This window comes from Morganella morganii (genome assembly GCF_041099235.1).
Lineage (GTDB): Bacteria > Pseudomonadota > Gammaproteobacteria > Enterobacterales > Enterobacteriaceae > Morganella > Morganella morganii_E.
Map to the genome: position 1 here is coordinate 21,684 of NZ_JBFZSO010000008.1, position 26,210 is coordinate 47,893.

The 26,210-nt window shown below is 42.3% G+C and carries 6 protein-coding genes; all 6 read right to left on the reverse strand.

The genetic code is table 11. The annotated features are described in order from the left end of the window. Positions 1-62: 62 nt before the first annotated feature. The gene (locus tag AB7038_RS13485) at positions 63-3,176 is read right to left on the reverse strand and encodes a hypothetical protein (RefSeq protein ID WP_369453483.1); all 3,114 of its coding nucleotides are present in this window, start codon (positions 3,174-3,176) and stop codon (positions 63-65) included. A 72-nt stretch (positions 3,177-3,248) separates the two neighbouring features. Next, positions 3,249-6,080, reverse strand: a complete 2,832-nt coding sequence (locus AB7038_RS13490) for a hypothetical protein (RefSeq protein WP_369453484.1) — start codon at positions 6,078-6,080, stop codon at positions 3,249-3,251. Continuing rightward, entirely contained in the window at positions 6,073-10,614 is a 4,542-nt protein-coding gene (locus AB7038_RS13495) for a neuraminidase-like domain-containing protein (protein WP_369453485.1), read from the reverse strand. The genes AB7038_RS13490 and AB7038_RS13495 overlap by 8 nt, the downstream gene beginning before the upstream one ends. A gap of 57 nt (positions 10,615-10,671) precedes the next feature. Further along, positions 10,672-14,235 carry a Tc toxin subunit A gene (locus AB7038_RS13500; RefSeq protein WP_369453486.1) on the reverse strand — a complete coding sequence of 1,188 codons (3,564 nt, stop codon included), beginning with the start codon at positions 14,233-14,235 and terminating at the stop codon, positions 10,672-10,674. A 216-nt stretch (positions 14,236-14,451) separates the two neighbouring features. Beyond that, on the reverse strand, positions 14,452-18,924 hold the full coding sequence (locus AB7038_RS13505; RefSeq protein WP_369453487.1) for a SpvB/TcaC N-terminal domain-containing protein: 4,473 nt from the start codon (positions 18,922-18,924) through the stop codon (positions 14,452-14,454). A 54-nt stretch (positions 18,925-18,978) separates the two neighbouring features. Continuing rightward, positions 18,979-25,917 (reverse strand): neuraminidase-like domain-containing protein, encoded by a 6,939-nt coding sequence (locus AB7038_RS13510; RefSeq protein WP_369453523.1) that lies wholly within the window; start codon positions 25,915-25,917, stop codon positions 18,979-18,981. Positions 25,918-26,210: the final 293 nt, after the last annotated feature.

Sequence of the window (26,210 nt, forward strand, 5' to 3'; positions counted from 1 at the left end):
TTGTCTGTGATAAATAAAATGACAAAAAACCGGTACCGCAAAAGCGGTACCGGGTCTGGTTATTACTGTTCCGGAGAATAGGCCTCAAAAATGGTTTTTTTATAGGTACTGAGTGGTAACGGAATAACAATTGCAGATCGGTACTGCGTTGTATCTTTCGTATAAGCTACACGGATAACCGCAAACCCGTCACCGACACCCGGCGCCGATGTCAGTATCCCCGTTTTCTTGTCAAAGGTTGCGCCGCCGGTTTCAACTGCTGTCCAGTTTGCTTTACTGCCGGTTAATTCGACCTCTTTTTCCTCGAAGACCGGGTTGTCATCTTCGTCATAGATTGGGTCACCGTTTTCATCCAGTTTCGGTTCCAGTACGACAACGGTATAAATCAGTTTCACACTGTCAGCAGGGACATTGTCATATGACACCGTGATTTTACCCGCCATAGTGCGGTTCGGGATCAGGATCAGTGCTTCACCACTTGCCCCTTTTTCATCTGTCACGGTTACCCGTTCCAGATTCAGGTTTAATTTCGCAACCTTTTTACCGGCTTTATAGGTGTATTCATTATTGGTGACTTTTGTCAGTGATGAGCCCTGTTTATTTTCACCCATATCCCATTTCAGCTCACCACCGTTGACAGAATTCGCGGTTAATTTTATCTCTTTGCCCGGCTGAACCACCTGATAGGCCGGTGAAACACTCACGCCTTTCGCAATAACAGAAGCCAGCGCATACACTTTGGTGTCACCTTTTTCGGCACAGACCACCACATGGCGCACACCTTCTGTCACCGTCGCAGCCTGCGGGGCGGTATATTTCCCGGTCGCGGCATCAATATGGCCTAAATCCGCGTTGGTATTGCCTTTTTCAGAATCCGAAATACTCCATTTTACACCGCTGACTTCCGGGGTGGTTGTAAACTGATAGTCCGAACCGGCAACAATAGTGGTTTCAGTGGGGGTGACAGCAAATGATTCAGAGCCCGGAGCCAGCTGCCCCTCTACCAGCAGATCACCGGGAAGATGAGCCAATTCAGAATGAAAATAATTCGAGCCGGGAAATAATAAATTCCCTAAAACAAATGTGCTTACATAGGGTAATTGATATGAGCTTAAATAATCCTCCAGAGAAAACCTTACTTTCTGATACAGATCTTCATCAAATGATTTTGAAATAGTATCATATACAACTTTTTTATATTTATCCTCAACTGTACTATCAACATTAGATTTAAAATACATAAGGAAATCAGAAAAATCAATTTTAACCTCATCCTTTGTATCTCTTATAATATGAGATAAATAGACATCACCTGCATCGAGGTATTTTTGTCCCGGATATTTATTAACACCAGCCTTATACCAAAAATCAAAAACCAACTTCAACATAGCATTCGTTCTGATAGAAAAAGGAGAAACTTCATTTCCAACCGAATCTTTAAATTTAACGTCAACCTGATAAACAGCATTACTTAACCCAGAATCAAACTTCTTAACCAGCTCACTATAGTCATCATAATTAATATAATTAGGGTACAGTTCATATGCCGTTTTACCCTGTTCGGATCCAGATAATTCCAATACAATAATAATACTTATTTCGTACGTGAAAGAACTGAATTTTCCATCCAGGTTAGAGGCTTCACCCTGAACAGAAAGCTCAGCAACATAGTTGCCCTTGACAGCCACAACCTTAAATAACGAATCAACATCATCACTCATTGGGTATTTTTTTAAAACAACCTGCAATTTATCTTCTCTGCTCTGAATATTATTAAGTAACTGCTTGTTACTCATTACCAATGCTGAACTATAATTATCCGCTAATAACCAATCACATTCCTTTTCCACCGGTTTAGCGTCACTGCCTTTCATCTGAACAAATAACACCACCGCACCATCACCCTCATCCTGTGAGCCGCGGGATTGAGTATTTGGCGCCCCCATGGTGCGGATATCAAATTTTTCAGGCTGAAACTGTTCGTTTTCATAATTACTGATGGTGCCCAGCTTATAAATCCGCTGCTCTGCCGGGGTTGCATCAAATCTCCGCTTGAAAAAATGACTGATCGTTTCCTGCTCCATACCATTCACCACCAGGTTATTGGTAAAATGATCGCCCTCTTTAATATCAAACTGCACTTCACCAATCTCACTGACTGACCCCGGTGCTTTGGATAACGGCACATCCATCGCAACATACGGGGAATTCAGCGGGGTGATTTTTTCAATCCGCATAATCCGGTAACTGTCATCAATAGCTTTTTCTTTATAGACAATCATCCCTTTGACGAAATCCATCGCGACCTGCGCGGTTGAATCTCCGCTGCCTGCTTTGTTAAAGGACAGATGCGGCGCGCTCAGTGTCAGGTTATGTGTCAGCAACCGGGTCGCTGTGGATGATTCAATATCACCATTCACCGGCGGTAACGTATTACCGGTAGTAAACCGTTTAATATGCTGCTGTTGCAGCAGGTTATTGGCCTGTCCGCGCTGATATACCACAATCGCATCCCAGCCGTGGGTAACCGTTTTACCTGCCATTTTGGCCAGCACATCTTTCAGCGGGTAACGCCCCTCTTTTGCCGCAAAAATCCAGTTCAATTCACCGGCAGAGACGTTCAGCATCACCTGCGGACGTAAATCAGGCCGGATCATCAGGGTTATCTGTAACGGACATTTGTCCGTTACCGCTTTAATCACCGCCGCCAGTTTCGCCAGCCCTTCACCCGCAGACAAATCAGCCGTGCGTAATTGCTGCTGTGATATTTCCGGTAACACCCAGCGCTCTTCTGCCATCACCGCCGGACGGTCGGTTAAAACTAATTCCGCACCCAACGCCTGTGCCTGTAACTGCATATTCTGCAGGGCGACTTCCGCTTCTGATAATGAGGCTTTACCGGGTTCCTGTCCGGTAATCACATTTTTCTGCTTTTCATTATTCCCCTGAGTCATATTCAGCGGAATGCCGGTTTGTTTAAAACCTGATTTAATATCTGACAGTAACGATGTCAGTTCTTTATTATCTTTCTCTTTAGCTTCGGATGATTTAGTGTCTTTTTTGATGACATTTAACTGAACATCCTGATGTGATACAAAACCGAGATTAATATCAACATCACTGTTATCAGTAATATCAATTAATTTACCCAATATACTTTTTGATTTTTTTTCCATTGTGTTTCTCCGTATATGTTTTGTATGTTATCTATTGATTTCACGCCTGCTAAAAGGCGAACACCGTAAATATCATATTGATACACATTTAATAACTGATGTAATGCTTTTAAAATTATCCACTACGATTTCCAGCGTAAACCGGTGACCAACAGCCACATCAGTTTCAATATTCCATTGAACGTCCCGGGTCTCCGGTGTAATAAGAGTTGGTTTATCCGGTGATACAATCAGACTATCACCCTCATCATCCATATTATGCGTTATTAATGCTAACGACATACCATTCAGAAATGTTGCTGCATCCCGTGATAGTTTTAACTGAAGAGAGATATCTTTTTTATATGCCAACTCGTGATCATTACCATCCGGGATAATATCCTTACTGTTTAAAACAAATTTACACTTACTCCGTTCCAGATAATCGCCATCATTAAATATATGGCATGGAACCTTATAGCTGAATTTATCCTGACTGGTCAGTAATAAATCAAACTGAGTGTCACCTTCTTCTGTATAACTGAATTCCCATTCAGCACCTAATGTAGTTAATTCAACAGGTTCTTCAGGATCAAAAGAAACTGCATTCTGGTGACTGTCTCCGTCAGCTAATACCCAGGCGACTTCCTGCCCGTGGATGAGATTATTTTTTTTCAGGCGGACAGCAAGCTGATATGATTTATCTGCTTCAAAGATAAAGCCGATATTCGGATCAACCTTATATTTTTCTCCGCTGAAACCATCGGTAATCTGAACAGAACCTTCATCCTGTAAATCCGCAGATAATACAGCGCCATTCAGATGAACCGGAGCGCCGCCCCACTGACTCTGAATTTGCAGTGAGAATTTTCCGCGGGCGGAAGCAGGATCCGCAGAAATCTGCCACGACGACCCGTTTTCTGCCAGATTGATTTCTTTGCCAAACGGTGGATTACTGATCACCGTAACGCCGTTATCTGTTTCAGAAACTAATGAAACCGGAATATCCTTCAGTAACGGATGCGGTTTTACTGTCAGCGTATAGCTTTTGTCCGGTGAGAGAAGGAAATCCCCGGGTGCGGTTAACGGTGCATCATTCAGGGTCATCGTTTCAATCCCTGACTCGATGTCCTGCGGTAATACACGGCCGGAAAGTGTCAGCGGATTCGTCATTGGCGGGATATTCAGTGCAAGATCAAAGAAGCCACCCAGCGGGTTAATACTGTGTAATTCCCATTGCGCTGCATTATTTTTCAGAGCCTGTAATTGCCCGAAAGCCGGTTCTGCTGTCAGCAATTTACTGTCCTGACTGCTCAGTTCCGCCTGTAAGCGGGACAGTAATTTATTGACGGTACAATTCAGTGTCATACCTTCTGACGGACCGATACGTAATTGCGTCAGATCTGCCGGCGCTTTGCCGTCAACTTTCAGTGACTGAATGTCTTTCCCGGTGTCCGTCTGTAATGCAATAACCCGGACTTCCTGTGAAATACCGAACTGATCACTGGTTAATAAAAATGCCAGCTCTCTGCTGTCGCCGCCGGTGATATTGAGATCCCATGACAGACCTTCCGGCGGAATTTCACGGCCTTCTGCCGGTGTGATAGTGACACCGGTATTTCCCGCTTTATTCTCAAGCTTAACCCTGCCGAAAACATTGCTGTTTTTATCACACGTCAGATGAAGAGCCGTAACGTCTCCGTTCATCAGATACCCGGCTTCTCCCGACAGGTCAACATCGGTATTGTTGACAGCAACCCGGGTGTCATCCAGCCACGGAGAACGGTCATAAACATGAATGTCAAACTGATGGCGGCTTTCACGCCCTGTTTTATCGGTTATTAATGCAACAAGTTTATAATCCCCGCTTTTTTCCGGTAAAAAGGTCAGGGCTGCCATCCCCTCAGTATCTGTTTTAGTTGTACTGATAATCTCTCCGCCATCCATTTTCCAGCAAACATCAATATCAGGCACTCCCGGCATATCCGGATACGCTTCATCATAATCACAGACAACCCGGATACTCAGGTTTGCCGGGATACTCTGAGCAATAACCGCAATTCCGCTGATTTTCGGCTCTGTAAATTTATAGAGGTAATCCCCGATTTCCGCGCTGAAAATAAAAGGCTCAGAGCTGTATTCTGATGCCAGCATCACGCTGAATGTCTCCGGAATACCAATGGCCTTTTGATCGGAACAGGCCATTTCCCAGATGCTCCCTTCTTTATTTAAGGGTTGCGCTGTATTCAGCTCAGGCGTAAAACTGACCGGGTAGTTAGATGCCGGAGTATCACTGTCCCACTTCAGCACACAATCAAGGTCACACCATGCACTGTCAGCGGTCGGTTTAATATTAAGAACGTGTTTGCGTCCGTAGTTAAGTTTCAGTAATGGCTTATCCGCCGGAATATTTTCATCATCAAATGCAATGGATTCCGGACTCAATCCGCCGATATGTAACTGCATATCAACAGCGGTCAGGTTAATCCCTTTATTCCCGGCGGATTTCCCGGCATAAAACTCAAGGCTGATTTCAGTATCTTCTGCGGAGACATCAAGCAATAACTCATGCTGAGACCACGCCTTTGTTTCCGGCAGCGTAATTTCTTTTTTATTCCGCTCATTTTCCCCGCTCAGGTATGTCAGAATTAATGAAACTTTGGCTTTATTTTTAACCGAGTAATCAAACGTCAATGAGTAAAACGGCGGTTCATCCGATTTTCCGGAGCCTTTCTTCGGTAACATAACAGATTGTGAAATACTGCCTTTGCCGCTGATATAAAGATAGATTCTGTCTCCGTCTTTTTTCTTTGTATATTTGTTCTGCTCCCCTTTTTCCCAGTCACCGTTACCCCATTCTTCAAAATAAGGGTCTGATATAAAATTATGACCTTTAACTTCAGTCTGATTATATTTTTCAGTCATTTTCGTTGCTTCCTTTTCCTGATTGATTATTTTCCAGTAATTCATTTACTGCGGTTTCAAATATTTCATTACCGCTTTTCGCCGTATAGTTAAGCTTAATAATAATGTCATTAAGATTATCAAGGAGTTCCGGGCAGTTTTGCGGCCGCGGAACAGATAACCGCCAGTGTGATACAACACCGGTATGTTCGAAGCTGTGGTATTGCCCGCCGGTAAAGCCATCATCCGGAAACTCACCGCTGTCATCATTGCCGCGGGACAGTATAATTTTCTGGTTTATCCGCAGATTGCGGATAATAGATTCACTGTTTATCTGTCCGGTTGGTGTATAGAGCGATTTAACCGCGTCAATATCCGGTGAAACCAATAAGGTATTTGATGTTTGCTCCAGCAGAACCCGCATATTCTGATATGGTGGTAATAACGTCGGAAATGTTACGGACAGAGAATGAATTTTTCGTGCATAATGCCCCGGAAAATCCGTATCAAAAAACTGATGGGTGAAATCAAACGACAGCTTTTTCCCGCCTTTTAACGCCGCTTTAACCTCATCCCATGTTGTCAGCGGTGCTTCATCGATTTTAACCAGATGGTGACTGACCAGCGATTTCAGTGAAATCGTTTTTGTGATATTCAGGCGGCGTGTATTTTGCTGTGTATACGCCATTTCCATTTCCAGCAGGGCTTTTTGTAATTTAACACCGACCAGAACACCTAAATTATCGCCACTCCACAGGTCAGCAGGAATAAACGTCTGTCGTTTATAATCATCTGTTTCATAACGCCAGGACGCTTCTGTTAATGCGCAAAATGTTCTGACCAGTGAACATAACTGGTCATGCAATAAGCCGATAATATTGACCATTTTTTCATACAGACTTTCATTAACCTGACGGGTCTGGCTGAAATAGTAATACAGTGCTTTTGCCTGGTTCTGAATCGACTCTGTATAATTGACGCTTTTTTCGGCTGCGCTGACCGCCGCTTCCTGGGCTTTTATTTGCGCATCCAGTACGGTGACTTCATTTTCTGCCTGTTTTGCTGAAAACGCCCATTCCTCCTGACGACGCCGGTATTGTTCATCCAGTTGAACATAATCCGCAGTACCGCGCATAATATCCGCACTTAAGGCTGCGGCTCCCCCCACTCCGAGCAATGCTCTTACACCATGGTCACCGGTATCCTGCGCCACACCAAAGATACGCGGAACCGCAGCCGCAATACCTGCGGCAACAGCAGCACCCGAAATAACCCCCTGAAAGACCGTTGATGTCAGCAACAAATTCCTTGCCTGGCACTCTTTTGTACTTGTACCGTCTTTAGCCAGTCCGGCGTAATATGTTTTTTTATTTTCCGCCATCGTTTTCGCTGCTTTCAGAGAGTCCAGCGCGGATTTTTGCTGGTCCAGCAACAGTGATTGAATAGCGGCACTGGCTTGCGCAAGCTCAGTCGCATCCTTTAATTGCATATTTTCAGTGTGATAACGTTCTTTTTGCTCGTAATAACTGAGACGTTTATCCCCTAATGTAATCAGCGCTGCTGCCTGTTCTTTTGCTTTTTCCAGCATGACGCGGAAACAATATGACGGAATACTTAATGAGCCGGACTGTAAATAGGTCAGTTCAGATGTCCCGCCTATACGGGAGCGCAGCAGGTCAAACGGATCAAGCGCAGCAGCATATAATGGCAACTGCATCATATTGCCTTCAATATCCAGATAATGACGCAAATTAAATAAACGGTGTTCCAGAACGGATTGTCTGTCCAGTAAGCTGCTCTGTACCGGCAGACGAAATCGCGTATTACCCAAACTGCCGTACCAGAAAAAGCCATTAAGCTGTTTGGGTATATTTTCCGGATATATCGCCGAAAATAATTCAGGAAAGATATTTTCCTGTACAGGAGCCGTTTTATTCCCCAGTAATTCACTGACAGTACATGACTGCCATTTTGGTACACTGCAGTCCTTTGGTATACGACCCAGCATACTCTGAGCCTGGTGATAGCATCCCCAGGCACGGGTAATACTGTCACGACTGAGCTGACGGTAATTCAAATCAGCCTCAGAAATCAGCGTATCGATATACATTAAATAGACCGATTTCCGATAATGAGAAGGCGCATCCTCGGATATTGCAAAAGGATCGGGTAATGCATTATCGTTATTTTGATATTTCAGATCAGGTTGCGTTAATACACGGCAGTTCCAGTAAGGCGGCGGCAATAATTCACTGTCGTCTTTTACGGATAAACGGTGCCCGTCATAAGGCGAAAAAATATAGTGAAGCCACTGGCGCGCCTGAGAGTAAAGACGATTTTGTGAAAAACGACTGGCCACAAGATACGGTAAATAAAAAAACAGTTCCCATAAATAGCGGCTGTTAGCCCCGTATAAATCGAGTGTCTCTTTTATTTCGTTCCCATATCCGGGTTCTTTCATAATTTGCGCATCCCAGTCAAAAATATATCTGACTGAAATCTGAGCACGATAGACAAGATCTTTAACCTGAGCCGAATTAAGACGAACATGTTTCAGTGAGACGTCTGGCTGATTAAACTTCAGAAACTGCTGATGTTTTGAAAACTCGACAATAGCAGGAATATTGTTCGATAACGGTCTGATTTTGACCGTAAACTCCGCTTTCAGGCTTTCTTCTGTTAATCCGAATTTAAAACGTACATCATCGGTTTTTGCTTTGTTCTCACTCCAACTGAAAGTACGCCATGGTGTATGACTACCCTTCTGGTAAATCAGCTCACCTTTCCAGTCCTCTTTTTGCAACTCCTGAAGACTGTCATCAAAAATAGATAACTCAGCGGAGACAGTAACGGGTTGCATTACCGTGCTGACCCGGTTTTTTATATGTGCCAGTGAATGTTCAGTCCCCCCTGACGTAATCTGCCATGAAAAACCGGCACCACTGCGTATTTCTTTATAATTTTTAGCCGCTATCAGGTCACATTGATTCTGAGAAAGTGATATTTTTTTCTCTGCTGAAAGCCAGCCGTTATGCTCAGTAAAATCACTCTTATTAAAAACAACCTCATTTTTACCATCAGGCAGTGACAATGATAAATAGTCGGCTCCCTGAGTGGCCTCCGCTCTGACAGTAATGTTATTCCTGTCGCCGCTGACAATAATACGACCATTTTGCCATTCACTGACGATTGCCTGCAGGTTGAGTGAAATAAGATCCGGTATCTTGGCAGAACGATGGCAATTCCCCCGGACCCGTAGCTGATGACGATCACCTCTGCGGCAATAGTATGCTTCCAGTGATAAATTCAGATTGGTATCAGTACGAATGATGCTGCTTATATCTTTCTCAATGCCAAAAATACGGTGCTGACAGGTCTCATCGTCATCTTTAAAAAACCGGGATGCCAATTTACTCTGCCACTGTTTTCCGAGAATATCTGAGCCGTCAGTTTCTAATTTTTGTTCCAGCACATTCAAAATACTGTAAAAAATAGTCTCATTCTTTTTATTCAGCCATGCAATAACCAGATAATCATCCCGCTGTTCATCCTGAGTGAATGCAACGGATATTAATTTAAATTCATTCTTTTTTATCTCAGACTCACTCTCATAGGTTATTTTCTTTAACTGTTTAGCAATATCCCATTTCCCGTCCAGCCCCATACGGCTTAATTTAATTTCAATCTTATAATGTTTTTTATTTTCACTCTGGCTTTCTTTCTCTATTTTTTCTTTATCCGCAACCACATCTTCCTTACAGGTCAGGTAGATAATAAAAAGACTTCCACTTACTTTGACAATCCGCATTTGTAAAATATCTTTTGCATCTTCAGTGATGACCAGCGGCTGCCATTCATGCCATGCCCGGGGAGAAATATAACCGGAGGATTTATCTGCGCTTATATTTGCCTCACGCCAGTAAAAACCTGCAGATGGTGAACAATTTTCACCGATAAAATAATAGTCAGAATTCAGAAAACCATGTCCGCTGAATGTATCCGCATCGTTTCGTTCCCCCGGATAATCAATATATCCGGAGATAACACTGATCGCATTAACCGCTTCATAACTGCGCAGATATTTGAGAAAAGCCGTTTGTATCCCGGCATCATTCAGGCTGTTACTCCCCAGGTCTGCGGCAAAGTCACTGAACAGTTGTGTCTTATCATTGATATAATCAGGTAAATTATAATCTTCCGGATAATCCTCTATTTTCTGACAAGCTTTCCACAATGAAATATGGCTGAGATAACCGGACCACCACTGCTGAATATCCTCACTGAATTCACCGGAGTAACCGGGTTCTTTCTGATTAAGAATATTATTAACATATTGCTGAATACTGGCCAGTGCATCTGATACATAGCTGGTCATAAAATCAGCACTTGTTTTCACATCTGTTAAAAAATAATCATACAGGTCATCAGCATCAGTAATCCCCAGCATTGCTGTGTTCTCATTTCTACCTACTATGTAATTAGTGAAGTAATCAACATAGGCATCCCGCTTTTTTTCTGAGAGATGATTTAAAATCTGCTTTACATTACGCGCCATTTTATTTCTCCGTTATTTTCATTCATTATTCACACCGAAAAAAATATTATTCATCGGCTATAATGAAATAAATGAAATGTCAGCTTCTGTGTATTCATCCGGAATATCCTCATAAAATACACGGACCGTGATATCAGCAGATTCATCACTCACCAGTATGGCAGAACAATTCCCCTCATCATTCGTAAGGGTGCCCTTATAAATAAAACGGCCTCCGGTAGTTTCCCAGCGGATATTTTTATCAATCCCCGGGTTGTCATTGCTATCGCGGAAAAATGCGGTAATTTCGACCGGTGTTTTTCCGTCCGCCGGAATATCCACCGGATTTTCCGGTACGGTCTGAATACCGGTTGCACCCAGCGTGCTGATATCGCAGTCAACTCTGACCAGCGGTAACGGAATACTCTTCACACCATAGTGTGCTTTAGCTAATACAACCCCCTGTCGGAACCCTGCTTTTAATGTTACCGATGCCCGGCCTGATTTATCGGTTTTACTTTCCGCCCCGGATAATTCTCCCTGCTCAGATATTTTTTCCCATATAACCGGAATTCCCTCCAGCGGTGTGTTTTCCAGCGTCAGCAAGGTAACCGTCAACTGTGTTTCATCTTCAGCAACCCCGTCTTCCTTCTGATTTTCGCTGTAAACCAACAGCGTTGTCCTTGCGGCTGAGACACTGACAGTCAGGTCACCCTGGCTGGATTCATCATTGCTGTACAGTGATACATCCTGCGGTGCCAGGCTTTCCATTACCTGGTCAGCAACCGCCTGATACTGTGATGACTCACTGTTTTCATCCAGATTAAACAGCGAAATAACACTGCGGGCACTCAGCCCTGTATTCAGACAAACTGAATGAATTTGTTTAACGAGAAGAATTTGCGGCAGTGTCCGGATAATGGCATTATCCGGTGCAACATATTGCGCAGCCGTTAACAGCTCATTAATACTCCATCCCATAAAAAGCGATAATTTATTCAGTGCCTGATCCCGGTACAGACGTATTTCATCACTGCGGCTGTCCAGCGGAAGTGAATTAATCAGCGACAGATAATTAAGTAATTTTTCAGCCGGTTGTTTGCCATCATCAATAAGATGCCGGTATACCGAAAGCCGGTAAAGTAACTGTAAGGTGGGTTTTTCTGTTTTCAGTCCATACCAGAGATTATTATCATGAGACAATAATTGTGACATCATGGCCGGTTCAAGACGGAAATGGGTAATGATTTCACTGTAACGCCGCAGACCGGACAGTAATTCCATAATCGTGTTTTTTCCCGCAGATAACATCTTGTCATCCGGCTGCGTTCTGATACTGGTCAGAAATGATTCTGTATTACTGCCGCACCAGTACAATGCAGGGGTAATACTGTCGGTTTTATTGCTGAGATACCCTTCAAGTAAGCCGCTAACACTTTTCCACTGCGCAGCTCTTTTCTCCAGCAGTACGGACAAAATTGTATTAATCGTTTTCTTTTGTTCTTCTCCTGTTGTATTGCTTAATACTTTTTCCGCCGCAGATGTAATAATATCCAGTGCGTAGTCTTTATAACTGTCCCAGTCAAGGCCGTCCTCAGTATCCTTCAGAATCCCCTGCGCATTGACCAGTGCCGGTAACAGCGAAACCCAGTCAGTATTCTCCGGTACACCGGCAAGATACAATGCTTCATTACTGAATAATGTACTGTCTGTATTTTCTTTAATCTGACGGAACAACTCCCGTTCCGTATTATCTTCCTGGTCATCAATAATCGCTGGTGCGATCCAGTTAAAGATCTGTGCCACCGATAATTTATTCTCTGTCCGCCAATTCTGAATATTGACCAGTGCACTGATCGCACTGGTAATATCGGCCTGATCAAATACTTTATAGACACGGTTTTCCGGTACTCCGGTAAATAAACGATCATACTGGGCATCAGGATTCATTGATTTCAGTAATGCGAGTAATTCCAGAGGCTTTATTTTCAGTAAATCAGCCAATACCACAGGACGGTAAAGCGCAGAAATAACCTGCCGGCTGCGGGTTAATACATCCAGCCCCAGAACTTCCCGTGTCAACAACGCCAGATACGAAAAGGTATCGTAGTTAATACCAAACACACTACAGATGCGGTTAATATCCCGCTCTTCCATTTTTTTATCATCAAGAATAAAACGGTAATTAAAACGGTCATCATTATTAAACAACCGGTCAAAATCACTAATTTCTTTCCCGCGACTATAAATAGTAATGCCATCATATAAGACAGAAAACTGACTGACAGTACATTTCAGTTTCCTATTAAGACTCACAAATAAGCCAATAGCCCGCAACGTATTGCCGGTGATAATCAGGCCGTTATCCGCCTGACTATTTTCAGCACGTATAACAGAAGTGAGTAATGTATCCAGCTCGCCATACGGCAGATCCAGCGCACGGGAAAGACGTAAAAAACGTTCGGTACGCTCACACCGGATTTCATCCAGATGACTGAATGTGTGATCATCGTCACTGGTGTCACCGCCGGTTGTAATCGCAGGTAATATATTATTATTAATAAAAACCGATCCATAAACAGCGGGAGAAACCGCTCTTCCCTGTTCAGGGGCATAGCCGGTAATCGTTTCGGGATCAACATTCGGTGATAAATGCGGTACATACTCCCCGCAGGAAAATAACGATTCCAGGTCACTGCGCTCAAGGTTTAATTGCTGACAAAAAACGGTGCTGTTCAATAAATCCGTAAACTGTTCAACACCAAAGTTTTGCTTAAAATAGGGGGAGTTTTCTTCTGTCCGGCTATTTTCGGTTTGTGGCGCCGCCAGCAAAATTTCGCGCAGTTCCGGTCCTAAATGGCTATCCAGCCAGAGAGCGGAATCAGAATACTCTCCGTGTAAACCAGACTGTGTAAAATAAGGTGCCTGAGGATCACAACGCCGTTTAATATCACCAATTGATAAATCATATTCATCCAGGACGGCGTAAATCTGATTCATGTAATTTTCAAACGGAAACCGGTAGGGATAGCGGACATTCAGCATCAGTGTCTCCGGATCCGCCCCTTTTTCCTGCTGACTGATGGCAGTACCGATAATCTGATTGATAATGTCAATTTTGGAAATTTCGCCGTTTACATTTTCTTCATTCAGTAAAATGTTATAAATATCCGGTCGGCGCTGTTTCAGTGTGATTGTTTTATTACTGTCTCCTTTCGGTTCAATGACATTTTCTGCAAACTCAAGCAGATCATAAAGATAAGCAACCGCGCCGTGACCTGAATCTATCGCATCCGGTAAGGTATTCTCCGCCCAGTTTGGCGTGAACTGATCTTCATAGGTTAATTGCCGGGTTAATGCTTTCAGTCCTTTTTCTTCACGCGGTGAGCGAAATACACTGAGCTGGCGTAACTCCCGCTGTTTACGGACCGCCGCGTGAACAGCCACCGCCAGACGATTGTGCAGAATTTCTGCCTCCGGATACGCGAGACCGGGATAGTCGGCCATCAGCCCTTTCGTTCCCTGTTTCAGACGGGTAATCACGGATTTTTCAGTCTGTTTTGCTGATAGTGTATTTTTCAGCCCCGGAACGGCCTGATCGATTATGCGTGAAAAAAGTAAATTATGTTTTTCAGTTCCCATTAAATTTGCTCCTGAATAATGCAGATTTTAATAAAAAAACGCAGTAACCCGGGCAGCGTTTAATAATAAACGCCACCGCACATCAATAGTTTTAATAAAAAAAATAATTACTTATAAAAAATATTTTATCTGATAATTAAAACCTGCCTTATGATTAATCCAACTGACACTACGTAAAATAACTTTTAATAATACAAACTATAACCACAACGTTTTTTATGTGGATTGTATTGTGTCATTTTCATCCTCCTGCACCGTAAACCAGGGGGTATATATATTATTACGAAGATATTTTTTTGCTGTCACAACACGGGCAAGTCGTCCCATCGGATCATAATAATGGGTATCAGCCCACTGATCACTGCGTGCAGAACTATCGCTGACATATCGCCAGTCATTCAAAAAGTAAGGCTGATATTCGCGGATCACATACCCTTTATTGTTATATTCTTTGCGCCCGGTCACGGCCCAGCGGAAATCGCTATTTTCTGTGACTAATGCACCATCATTGTGCTTATCCAGCTCACCGTTATCATTACGAATACCTGCATTACCGGGTGTCACCCTGACAGACTCCTGCAACCGGCGCAAAAAACCATCAAAAAACAGGATGCTCTGCCGCACCTGCTGTGACTTATCATTATCGTAGCGGTCACTCTTTAACTGTAATATATGTGGTGGTAATCTGTCTTTATTCGGTATCATCACCGCTTTTATTAAGCAGCGGTTTTCCTCATTAATATGTTCGCCGGAAAATGCACTGAAATAGCCATCCTCGGTAATAAGATGATTATCTTTTAATCTGGAGATAATATCGCTGTATTCCGGTGTCATAAATTCAGGTGAGACCTTTCTCATCCAACTGTTTCTGTCACAGATAAACATCTGTGAAACAGATAATGATGTCACCGATTTTATTGCCTCTGTAATATCTGCCGGTATAACCGGAACGTTTTCAGAATACCCTGTTCTTACACCATTTTCTGTGCCCCAAAAGCTACCGGTCATGATTTCACCGGAACTGCTGTACGTTACCCGCGTGGTATTATCATTAGCATCTTTCAGCTCATAAGGACGCAATAAATTCCAGTTATATTTTGCATCCGTTATCAATCTGCTTTCATCTGTATAGCGGGTAACAGAACAATAATGATTGTCCCATATCAGTTGGTTATATCCGGTTAATTCTGTTTTTCTGTAAAATAAGGGGACATAAAATTGATTTTCATTACCATACGTCATCAGTTCCCGTTTTGCAGAAAAAACAGACTTTCCTCGTTCGTCATTACGCGGAAAAGCATAGTCACCGCTCAGATATCCGCAGGCATGTAATAAAGAAACCGGCTCTTTATCAGGGTAATCTTTCTGCAATTGTGCAAGATAACTGTCATCAAATTCCGCTTGTTCCGTATAGGCAACGCGGACCGGAAAATCAGGTAAAAACAGCCCCGGCTGCCCTTTACTATCCAGGTATGCCATTCGCGTTTGCCCGGCGAATGTAAATTTACTCTGATTCTGAACCGGACTGTCCTGCTGTAATAACCTCTCCAGTGTATAACCCTGCGGCGGCATATAACCGGCATGAAATTCAGACGAGTCCTGCCGCTGTGCATTTACTATTGTCAGCTGATATATATTTTGATCAAAATTATCAAGGTGATAATAGCTGTTTTGCTGCAATACAAAATGCAATTGCATTTGCTGGTCATCATAACTGCTCTGCCACGTACTTTCCGGCAGGTTATCAAGCGATTTATACGGATTGACCCCGCTCGGAGGGCGGCGCGGATAACTGACAGTGACCTGTTTCAGTGGTGCACCATACTGGTCACTGCTGAGAGTGACGTGCTGCTGACATTGCGGATCCGACATAAACCGTTCGTAAATATAGTGCCGGTTCTCAATAACGGCCGGATAGATAACAGGATAGCTCCCGCGGGGTTCAATCAGGCGGACAGCGGTACGTTGTTCTGTCACCTCATAAGGAACCGGTGACAGGTCTGAATTATCAAGTCCGTAAATTTCCTGCCGTAATAACTGTCCTTTTAATCCCCGGCGCAGCCAGTATTCCGTTTTCTGCATATTCTCAGCGGAGCAGTCTGTTTCATTTTCGCCTGAATTTTGTGTGAATCGCGGCGTAAAACCGGGAAACGCCACATCATCACCTTTCCAGAATTCGGCGAAAAAGCGTTTATCAAGCGCATCAATACCGGTGGCAAACCAGCTGCGGGTTTGTTTCGGCATCGCATTTTCCGGATTATTGTCTGAATCAGAAACAATCTGAGTATCGGTTATTTCAACATAACCAAATCCGCGAAATTCCCGCTCTGCACCATCCCATGCGCCATGACGGTAGCGCACCTGACTGGTCAGCGTATTACCGGTTATTTCATCTCTGATTTCTGTTTTCCATAAACAATGCACCGGAAAAGGAAGATAACACACCGGGGTTTTCTGATATTCTGATTCCGCTTTTTCATCCAGCCAGAGCTGCGCTGAACTGCGGTAACTCAGTGAATAATTCACGCCCATGTTGTTATTTATTTCACTGAGGATCCACGGTTTTTTTGTGGAAAACTCGAATAACCAGTGATGCAGTTCCGGCAGCGGTCTGGTCAGGATCATGCAATCAACACCGTTTCCCTGAATATCCGCAAACTGCAGTTCACAGGTGTGATCATAGCGGACACCTTCAGGCAACGGCAATTTCACCGGCCCGGAAAAGCGGTTACCGCTCTGGTTAATATAAATATCCAGGTGATCAGAGTGAGCATAAATAATATTTGCAGAGCCATTACCATCAATATCCGCCAGATACAGATTTTCAGGATCAAAATGTTCACCGGGAATAAAACCGGAGATATAAACAGGATGACCAAAATAGCCATTACCTTTATTCGGCCAGTAATAAACACCATCCGCGTTAATTCTTATCAGATGCTGCTGACCGGTACCCGGGAAATCACTGAACCCGGTAAAAGAACGCTCATCCGATCCCAATACCGGCAGCAGTACACCATCAGGCTGCTCAATAATAGTGCCGGCCTTCCAGCCTTTACGGTCTGACGGATACAACCGGACACTTTTCGGGCCGATAACCACTAAGTCACACAGCCCTTTCCCGGTAAAATCAATTAATTGTGCGGTCGGATAATGAAATTCTGTCGGCAGTCCGCTGAGCGAAGAGAAACGCAGCCATTTTTCTGCATTGTCTTTATCCTGCGGATAATAACCGTTAGCTCCCTGATGGATAACAACCCATTCCAGACGACCGTCACCGTCCAGGTCAATCAGTAGTGTGTGTTTACCTAATGCCGGAATATCGGGCAGTAACTGCGGTGTATCCCAGGTGATGGCGTCCGGATTAGTGCTTTTTTTATTACGCACCGGTGAACGGTACCACCATGCTCCGCGATTCTGATATAAAATTCCTGCGCTGCCTTCTCCCCATAAATCCAGGAACTGGTAAGGCTGAAGAGAATTCAGTTTCCCGACGTCTTCCAGCGTTTCCCATTGATGTTCCTGCCATTTTTCCGGTTTAGTCCAGTTAAATTCAAGTGGCGGTAACAGTGTCATACCGGCCCGGTCTGCCGGGTCACTGAAATCAGCCCGGCGTACGGCAATCAATGTTGTGATAACCGGGGACTCGTCATAGGTCAGGATCAGCCGGGAAACAAGCGCCGGGTCACGGGACTGACTGCTTCCGGCAGCTAAATCCGCAGTACGGTGAAAAAGCAGAACCTGGCGGCATAAACGCCGGACCCGGATTTCAAAGCCGTATTCATAACCGGAAAAGATATCCTGACGCAACGGCCATGATTGCCCGGACGGAATTTGCCAGCCGGGAATATCCGCCAGTGCACAACTGCGCTGACCATAATCAAAGACGAGGAAAAACAGCCACGCACTGTCATCTGTATTGCTGTTAACGCAAGGAAAGCGGCGACCGCTCCTTTTGTTGCCGTAGCAAATTTTGTCAGGGTGCCTGTATGCCGGTTCCGGATGACTGCGGACCTCATCATCAGAACAGTTATCCCCGTTTTCATTACAGTAACGGTAATAAATCTGCTCTCCCTGCGGAGATACTGAGGCATTGATTAACCAGCGGGCGATATGCTGCCGGTTACCCGGTTTATATACGCGGGCTGAATCCTCATAGCCGAACAGATGTACCTGCCCGTCTGCGGCAAACATCACCCAAAATTCAGCCGGACTTCCCGGCACCTCCCTTTCTGCCTGCCAGTATTGCAGCCGGTCAAAGGTGGTTTCCAGCCGGGAGCGAAAATCGGTCACACGGTATGGGGTGTTAAGCGGGTCACCTAACAGCGAATTTTTCCGGGAGATCACCGGATTACCCGCAGTATCCAAAACCGGAACAATGACTTCATTATCCGGACCGGTAAATTCATCCTCATGATCATAACGGGGAACACCTTTCACCACTCTGCGGCTGACCGCTGCCAGACTGACCGTCCAGCCGAGCCCGAAAGCATCATTACCGTTGCGGGTGCTGTATTCCAGCACCGGCTCAGGTGCATAACCCCGCCCTTTGCTGACCGGCAGCGGAACAGAAAACGTTGCCGCACCATCCGGCCCGATGTTTCCCGGCGCACCGGTCATTCCGCTGATGGCACCACCGCCTTTGGGCAGTGACGGCGTTTCAATTTTCATCTGCTCTATATTACTCATTTCAGTTTCCTTACAGCGGCCCGCATCCGGGCCGGAGATGATAATTAAACGCGATCAGTAAATGGTGTAACGGATATGAAGTACGATATCAGTCAGGGTTTGCAGTAAGCGTTTCTGGTCCCCGCCGCCGACATCAAAAAACCGCAGTTTGAAATGACCTTTACCCTTAACTGACAGCCCCTCAAACGGCAGATAAGTACTGTCCCCGAATTGCAGGTGAAAAAGACCGCTGTCATTCATACCATGAGAAACCGCAATCGCACTGCACCCTTCAGGCAGTACCTCTTCATCAGATTTAGTGATATATTCAAGCAGCGCACGGACATTCTGATAGGGCTCAATAAGCGCAGGCAATGTCACACTGATTTGCATAATCAGCCGGTGCTCACCTAAATCCGTAGGATAATCCGTATAAATACCCAGTTCGTCCAACTTAATCACCGCATCCAGTTCCATACTGTTGGTCTGCTCTGCGGTGCTGACCAGTGCGACATAGTTATCGTCGCTGCCCCGTTTGTTCGGTTTTCCGTCACTGACCAGCGCGGTAACATCAGCAAAACTGAATTTGTTATTCCCCATTATCTCAGAGTTGTACACCTCAGCCAGTGAGACGGTACGGGTGACTTCCAAAACCCGTTTATCTTTTTCCAAATAGGCTTCTTCCAGTTGCGCCAGATTCAGCATCAGACTTTCACCGGCCATCAGGCCGGAATATGCCCCCTTCCATGCCGAGGTGTTGATAAATGAACGGTCTTCCGCATTGATATTCATCTCATAGCGATAGGCGTCCTCTGCCATAAAGCAGCGGGAAACCGCCAAATCATAAAAAGGAGAATAAATAGCCATCAGCCGTCCGCGTAACCAGCCGTACAATTCAGTTCGGGTAAATTTTCGCTGTAAAAACTGTAATTGCTGCTGGTTTTGCCGTTGCTCTGTCGTAATATAGTCTTTCTGCATATTCGCTGCGGTTATTTGCATATCCATTGCTTCCAGCTCAGCCGCAATTTGTTTTTCTTCTTCTCTGGCCGATTCTGCTTCCAGCTGCCACTCCTGAGCCCGTCTGCGGTATTCCGCTCCTTTCTCAAGCGGATATGCCAGCCCCTGCATTGTTTCTGCTGCACCGCCCATTAACTCAGAGGCGCAGTCAGTACCCGCACTCCAGTCAGATCCCCCTGCTGCCACACCGAATATATTCGGTGCCAAATCAGCAAGCATACCCAGTCCTTTAATGACCCTGGACTGCCCTGACAAACCAGCTGCCAGTGTATTTAATACAATCGCACCAGCTTCTCCCGGTAAAATATATTCAGAATATAATGTTTCATAATGCTCCGCACGATGAATAATTTCACGCTGTTGTGATAATAATAATATTTTTTCTGACTGCAGACTTTTAATTTCCGCATCCTGGATTCTGATGCTTTGCGATAATAAGTCATCCCCCTGATGAATAAGTAATTCAGAGAACTTTTCATTGTCCCTGCTTTCATTAAAGCTCAGTAACTTATCACCAAATTCAATCAACTGAGCCACCAGGCTTTTTGCATTTTCAATAACTTCTGGAAAACGATACATTAGCATTTTTTTATTTTTAAGTGTTTTTTCACTATTTATAGTATTGACCTGAGACTCCAGCATATTCCTCGGATCTGTCGGTGAAGAAAATATCGGCAAATAAAGGCGCTGACCATTAATAGACAGTCCATTTCGCAAGTTAAAAAGTCGCTGATTTATCGTATCTCTGCAGGCGATTAGTTTTTCATTCAATTGTGGTTTAAAAACGTTAATCAGCGTATTTGCACTGTTTACGGAGATAGCCGATGAGTCGCCGGGAGTATTTATCTGCATTAATAAATGTTGTATTGTTGACTGTACTGTCATATTTGCAGCATCCTCCAGGACAGGCGAAGACCAGTTTTTATTCAGCAATGTAACCGGTTCTTTTCCGAGCAATGATAGTGCCTGCATATACCAGGATTTCGCTTCATTCAGCGAATCCCGCTCTAACTCACGATAAGCAGCATCTCCTCTGGCAATAATCAATTCCAGTGTTTTCATCAATGTGGCTATTTTATAATGCATCGGGTCTGCCAGTGCTATTGCATCAGGGTCGGTATCATCCGGCAGTGACTCATTCCATTGCGTATCCTCCGCCAGCGGTCTGACATTCCAGTACCGATCTGTATATATATCATTCTCAATATAGCCGGCGGGATTAAAAATATAATGCAACCAGCGTTCAGCTTCATTGTAACTTTGATGCTGAAGTAAAATATCCGTAATCATCATGGGCGCATAATAGAACAATTCCCAAAAATAGAGTGCATTGGCGCCATTAAAGTCTATCGGAACCGATATAAAATCATCATCATCATCAATATCCGGCTCCGTCAGATTCTGACCTCTCCATGAGAGCACATGACCAACACCTTTATTTGCCAGCAAAACAAGATCCCTGACAAATAATGTATTCAATCTGATACGTGTTTTTTTACAGTCTGAATCATTATCTTTACAAAATTCCAGATACTGAGCACCTCTCTTATTATCCTTAATGTTAATCACATTTTTATTACCATCAAAAACAAAAAGTTCATTCATTATTTTATATGTAATCATTACGCCATCGCGATCTGATGCAACCAAATAAATACAAACTTTATTATTTTTACAATTAATTAATTCACTCTTTTTTATGTCAAATGAAAACACGTTATCTTTTGAAGTGTACTGTATACCATCATTATCAATGGATTTTTTTTCTTCACACCACTGTTCTAACCTAAGTGTAGATTTTATCTCATCACCTACAGATAACTGAGCTGTAAGAGAAGTTAATGCCGGCTCATTATTGAAGAATTTCTTAACCAAAACAGCACTTTTAGTTTGATAACCAAAGCTTTGAAATTTTAGTTTCAGATAAACATACCCGCCTGGTAAAGATATAAAATCGATTATATCACCAGCACCAGACTTTATAACCACATCAGATTGAATCTCTTGTATGTTTGGCCCTTCTCTCTCACCATCCCGGGAGCCAAATATCATGTTAATTTCGGAGAAATAAGAACCATCAGTAATAACTCTTTCTCTCCGTGACGAATCATAAAGAAATAAAATATAACTATTTGTTGTTCTGTCAAAAATAAAAACAACAGAGTCAATTACATGCTCATTATCAACCTTTATTTTAGTATTAAGATATGCTATTGAATGTTCAATATTGTGGTCATGCCATAGCGCAATATTACAGACATCAAGATAAGCAGCATATTGTGAATCACGATCATCACCAAACGACAATGGTGGCTTTTTCATTAAAAATTTTAATTTAAATTTACCAGTATATTTTTTACCATCGGAAGATAAACTCAACCCTGTCGTTTTCATTGAAACAGATACAATATCAGAACCGCCTTTTATATTATTAATAACATCATCGGATGATTTCCTTACAATACTAACATTATCCGCCGAATGAATACTTATTACTTTTTTAACATCGTTACTATCAAAGTAACCCTTGATAACATCTGATATTTTATCCTTTTTGTCCGCAGGAACATCATTTACTGAATTTTCATTTTGAAAATAAAACATAACTGCATCAGTAATCTGAGAGTCTGATTTAATATCATAGAAGGCAAATAACAAACCATAACCAGAAATATTTTCGGAACAATAAAGACCTATTTTTTTATTTTTATTATCATGCAGACCAAGATTAATTAACTTATCCCTTCTTTCAGATAAATCAATAAAGCCAACTTCAGACCACGTATTATCATAACGAAGATAAGAAAACATCAGACTTATTTTGCCCTGAGCAGATTCGTCTTTAATTTCAACTCTGGAATATTCCAACCAAAAAATATACAACCTACTATTAAATATAACCGGCCTTATTATATTCTTATATGGATTCATACCGCATTCAATTTTACACCAATCAGACCAGGCAAAAGAGGGGACTTCTATTTTTTCCTTTATGTTTATATTTTCATGATTTATTCTGCGAATATAATAGCTTCCTGCTGATAACCCGGAATGTCCGATAAGATAAGTTTTCCCTTTTTTTATATCAATTTCATCATGATACGCGCTGATCACATTTAGATCGGCTACCTGGTCAAATTCCGTCAGATAGGTCCGAAAGGCATCATCAATCGCCTCTTTTTTAATCCCCTCCTGACTTATCCGTTGCTGTAAATTATCCATCATTGCTGTTTTTCCGGCACGGATAACCGGGTCGATATAGTTTTCAGGGTAATATACCAGCATTGATAGAGCAGCCCATGTACTGTACCGGCGATTATATGTTTCCCAGTCACGGAAAAACGAATGGGTTCTTACTGAATCCTGAACCTCTTCCTCTAAATTATTCAGACAGTGATTCACATACAACTGAATACAGGAAATCGCTTCTGCTATTCGGGTTGTTTTTATTTCTTCCGATATCTCGGTATCAATTAATAAATATTTATATACCGCAACACTATTATTATCATGCTTTAAATCACTTAATTTTTCTGAAACGTATAATGAACAAAGTACCGGACTCCTTAGATTATTAACCGTTCCCTTTAAGTCAGCAATTTTATCCTGCTCTAATGTTGATTCTGCAATTTTACTGAGATTGTAATAATAGATATAGTCTTTATTTTCCGCATTACTCCCGAATAGCTTTGTAAAATCATCCGGAGATATCTCTGTTTCTGTAAATGAATCTAATACCATTGCCACATCAGTTAATGAACGATAATCTGTGATATTTCCCGTTTTATCAAGATACTTAAATACCTGCTGTACAACTTTCTCATTTTGATTGAATACATCGGCTATCATTTTATATGATAGCTTGCCATCATTCAGTTCACTGATAATTAAATCTGATTTTTCACCTGTACATCTAATAGCAGAATTTGCATCTGCCATCATCTTAATCGTTGTAAAATCATATTTTAATTGACTCAGGGATTTATCCAGAAGTGCGGGAGTTTTTACCCATGATGATAACAGGCTATCATCTGTGGCGATCATATTGATCATCACTGATATCTTAATTATATAAATGATAGTTTTATTATCTTTTTGATCAGGATTTTTTTTCTTATCACAAATATTAGAAAATAGTGTTTTGATATCAATACCATCAGGTTTTAATTTGTTTACCCATTGTAAAACCGATTTCATCGCATTCACTGAACTGATATCTAATACAGATGACAGCGCAGGTGATATTTTTTTTATCAACTCAATAGTATTTGATAATTCATCATTAAAATCTTCCTCATTTAACCCATTCCTTATTTCAGAAATAATATCGTTGATACCCTGTGTAACTACAACTTCATCACTCTTATGCAATAAAAAATAACACATTGATATGGATAATTTATTCTCATTAAACCAGGTGGTATAATAATTTACATTATATAACATATCATAAATATCATCTGATGTTTTATAGGTTTGAATATTATTTTTAAATACATCAGGAAGAAGGCGGAACAATATAATAAGTTCATTGGCAGAAATATGATTCACTCTGGATATTAGCACCGTCCGGTAACACAGTGACAAGAATTCGATATTACATTTAACCCATGATTTTTCGCCATAGATAAATTCACACAATCCGGCCAACCCCGATTCATTTACACCAAGCGACCTTTTCAGGCAGTTGATAATAAACCTCTCATGGCTATTATCCGGGTAATTTCCCGTGAAAAAATTAATCTCAGTATTATCATCTTTAAATACCGAACCACCCAGTGGAGGATTGTTAAAAATACGGTCAAATTGTGATATATCTGTATTTACTTTATCCTTAACGATCCCCCCACCCAACAATACTGCAATATCTTCATCCCGTAACTGATAGTTATCCCTGACTATCTTAAGGTTAATTATCGCATTAATTGCTTTTTCATCTGCAAGATCACACTTAAATGAATTAAGAATAAAAACAATAGTCTCAAGTGGTAATTCAGATGTCTTGTACAGACTGACAACACCTCTTAATTTTAAAATATTTTTTTTATACTCTGCTATATTCCCCTGATTAGCATCACTTTTCATTTTAAAGAATTCTGTCAGGATACTGAATTCTTTACTTGTTAGATCAAAATAATTCATCACATTTTTTAAAAAATAAAGATATGGTAAATCATCTGTTATATATTTTTTAATAAGTTCATCCGGTTTTCCACCCTGAGAAGAATTAATATTTGTATATATTTCTTTTAACATATCTAAAAGTGAAGGAGATAAATTACAATTAGTCGTCTTTATCCATGTCTTATCTGTTTTTTTGTTATTAATAATGACAGGGTATTTATTGACTACCGGAAATATATTTTTCAGCGCCGATACTTTTTTTATTATCTGAAATGGCTCGTGATAGGGAAGATTTATTGATTGATATTTTTCAGATAAACGTTGCAATACAGATTGCTCGTCTCCGTTCCCCTTAAGCGCCGTAAACAAAACGTCATTTGAAAGTTCCAGCGTTGAAATCTCATCATCAAGATTCTCCTGAGAAAGAGACAATGCTTTCAGATCAGGACGGCGTTTATCGAGATGATATTTTGAATCTTGCTTATGCAACGCTCTTGCTTCCCGGTATAACTCAGTCAGATACGCGGCCGGTGAAAACATAGAAGAAACCATGCCCGGTTCAGCATACTCTGAAATTCTGTCAGGAATAAAGTCATTCCCGTAACAGCGTTCCGGTGATTGTCCGGTATACAGGTGTGGTATATTTTTTATCTGCGGATTATTGTGTGTCACTATTTTCGCATCAGTAAACCGATTTTTTTTCTTTTGTCTCTGCGCTTGCTGAAAAAGTGTTCTTGCTTCATCGTCTGAAATGACATCATGATATTTTTCATAAATTTCAGCATAGGATAGTGGCATTAAATCACATAATGTTTGTTCGGTATTATCACCTTTGTCACTTATTTTTTTCAGCATCGCCACCAATATCTGCATCACTTATTCTCCGTTAGTCCCTGTTTTCTCAGAAACTGAGCTGGCAATACATCTTGTCATACCCGGCCCCGAAAATATTTCAGGTTTATAGAACCATGAACTGTTACCTGTCTTTGTTTGTAACGATAATTTTCCCCCTGATACCAGGTGTTTTTTTTCACGACCTGCTGAATTTTTTTTAGCTCTCCGGAGATAATCACGGTTTCATGTGATTATCAGCATCGCAATTTACGTTATGCGCACCTTAACTTAAGCACCATTAACATTAGACATGCTTATGGTTCGTCGCAATT

Bases quoted from the DNA above. Each gene is read 5' to 3' on its own strand.
- AB7038_RS13485 (WP_369453483.1), bottom strand. From the start codon at position 3,176: ATGGAAAAAAAATCAAAAAGTATATTGGGTAAATTAATTGATATTACT.
- AB7038_RS13490 (WP_369453484.1), bottom strand. From the start codon at position 6,080: ATGACTGAAAAATATAATCAGACTGAAGTTAAAGGTCATAATTTTATA.
- AB7038_RS13495 (WP_369453485.1), bottom strand. From the start codon at position 10,614: ATGGCGCGTAATGTAAAGCAGATTTTAAATCATCTCTCAGAAAAAAAG.
- AB7038_RS13500 (WP_369453486.1), bottom strand. From the start codon at position 14,235: ATGGGAACTGAAAAACATAATTTACTTTTTTCACGCATAATCGATCAG.
- AB7038_RS13505 (WP_369453487.1), bottom strand. From the start codon at position 18,924: ATGAGTAATATAGAGCAGATGAAAATTGAAACGCCGTCACTGCCCAAA.
- AB7038_RS13510 (WP_369453523.1), bottom strand. From the start codon at position 25,917: ATGCAGATATTGGTGGCGATGCTGAAAAAAATAAGTGACAAAGGTGAT.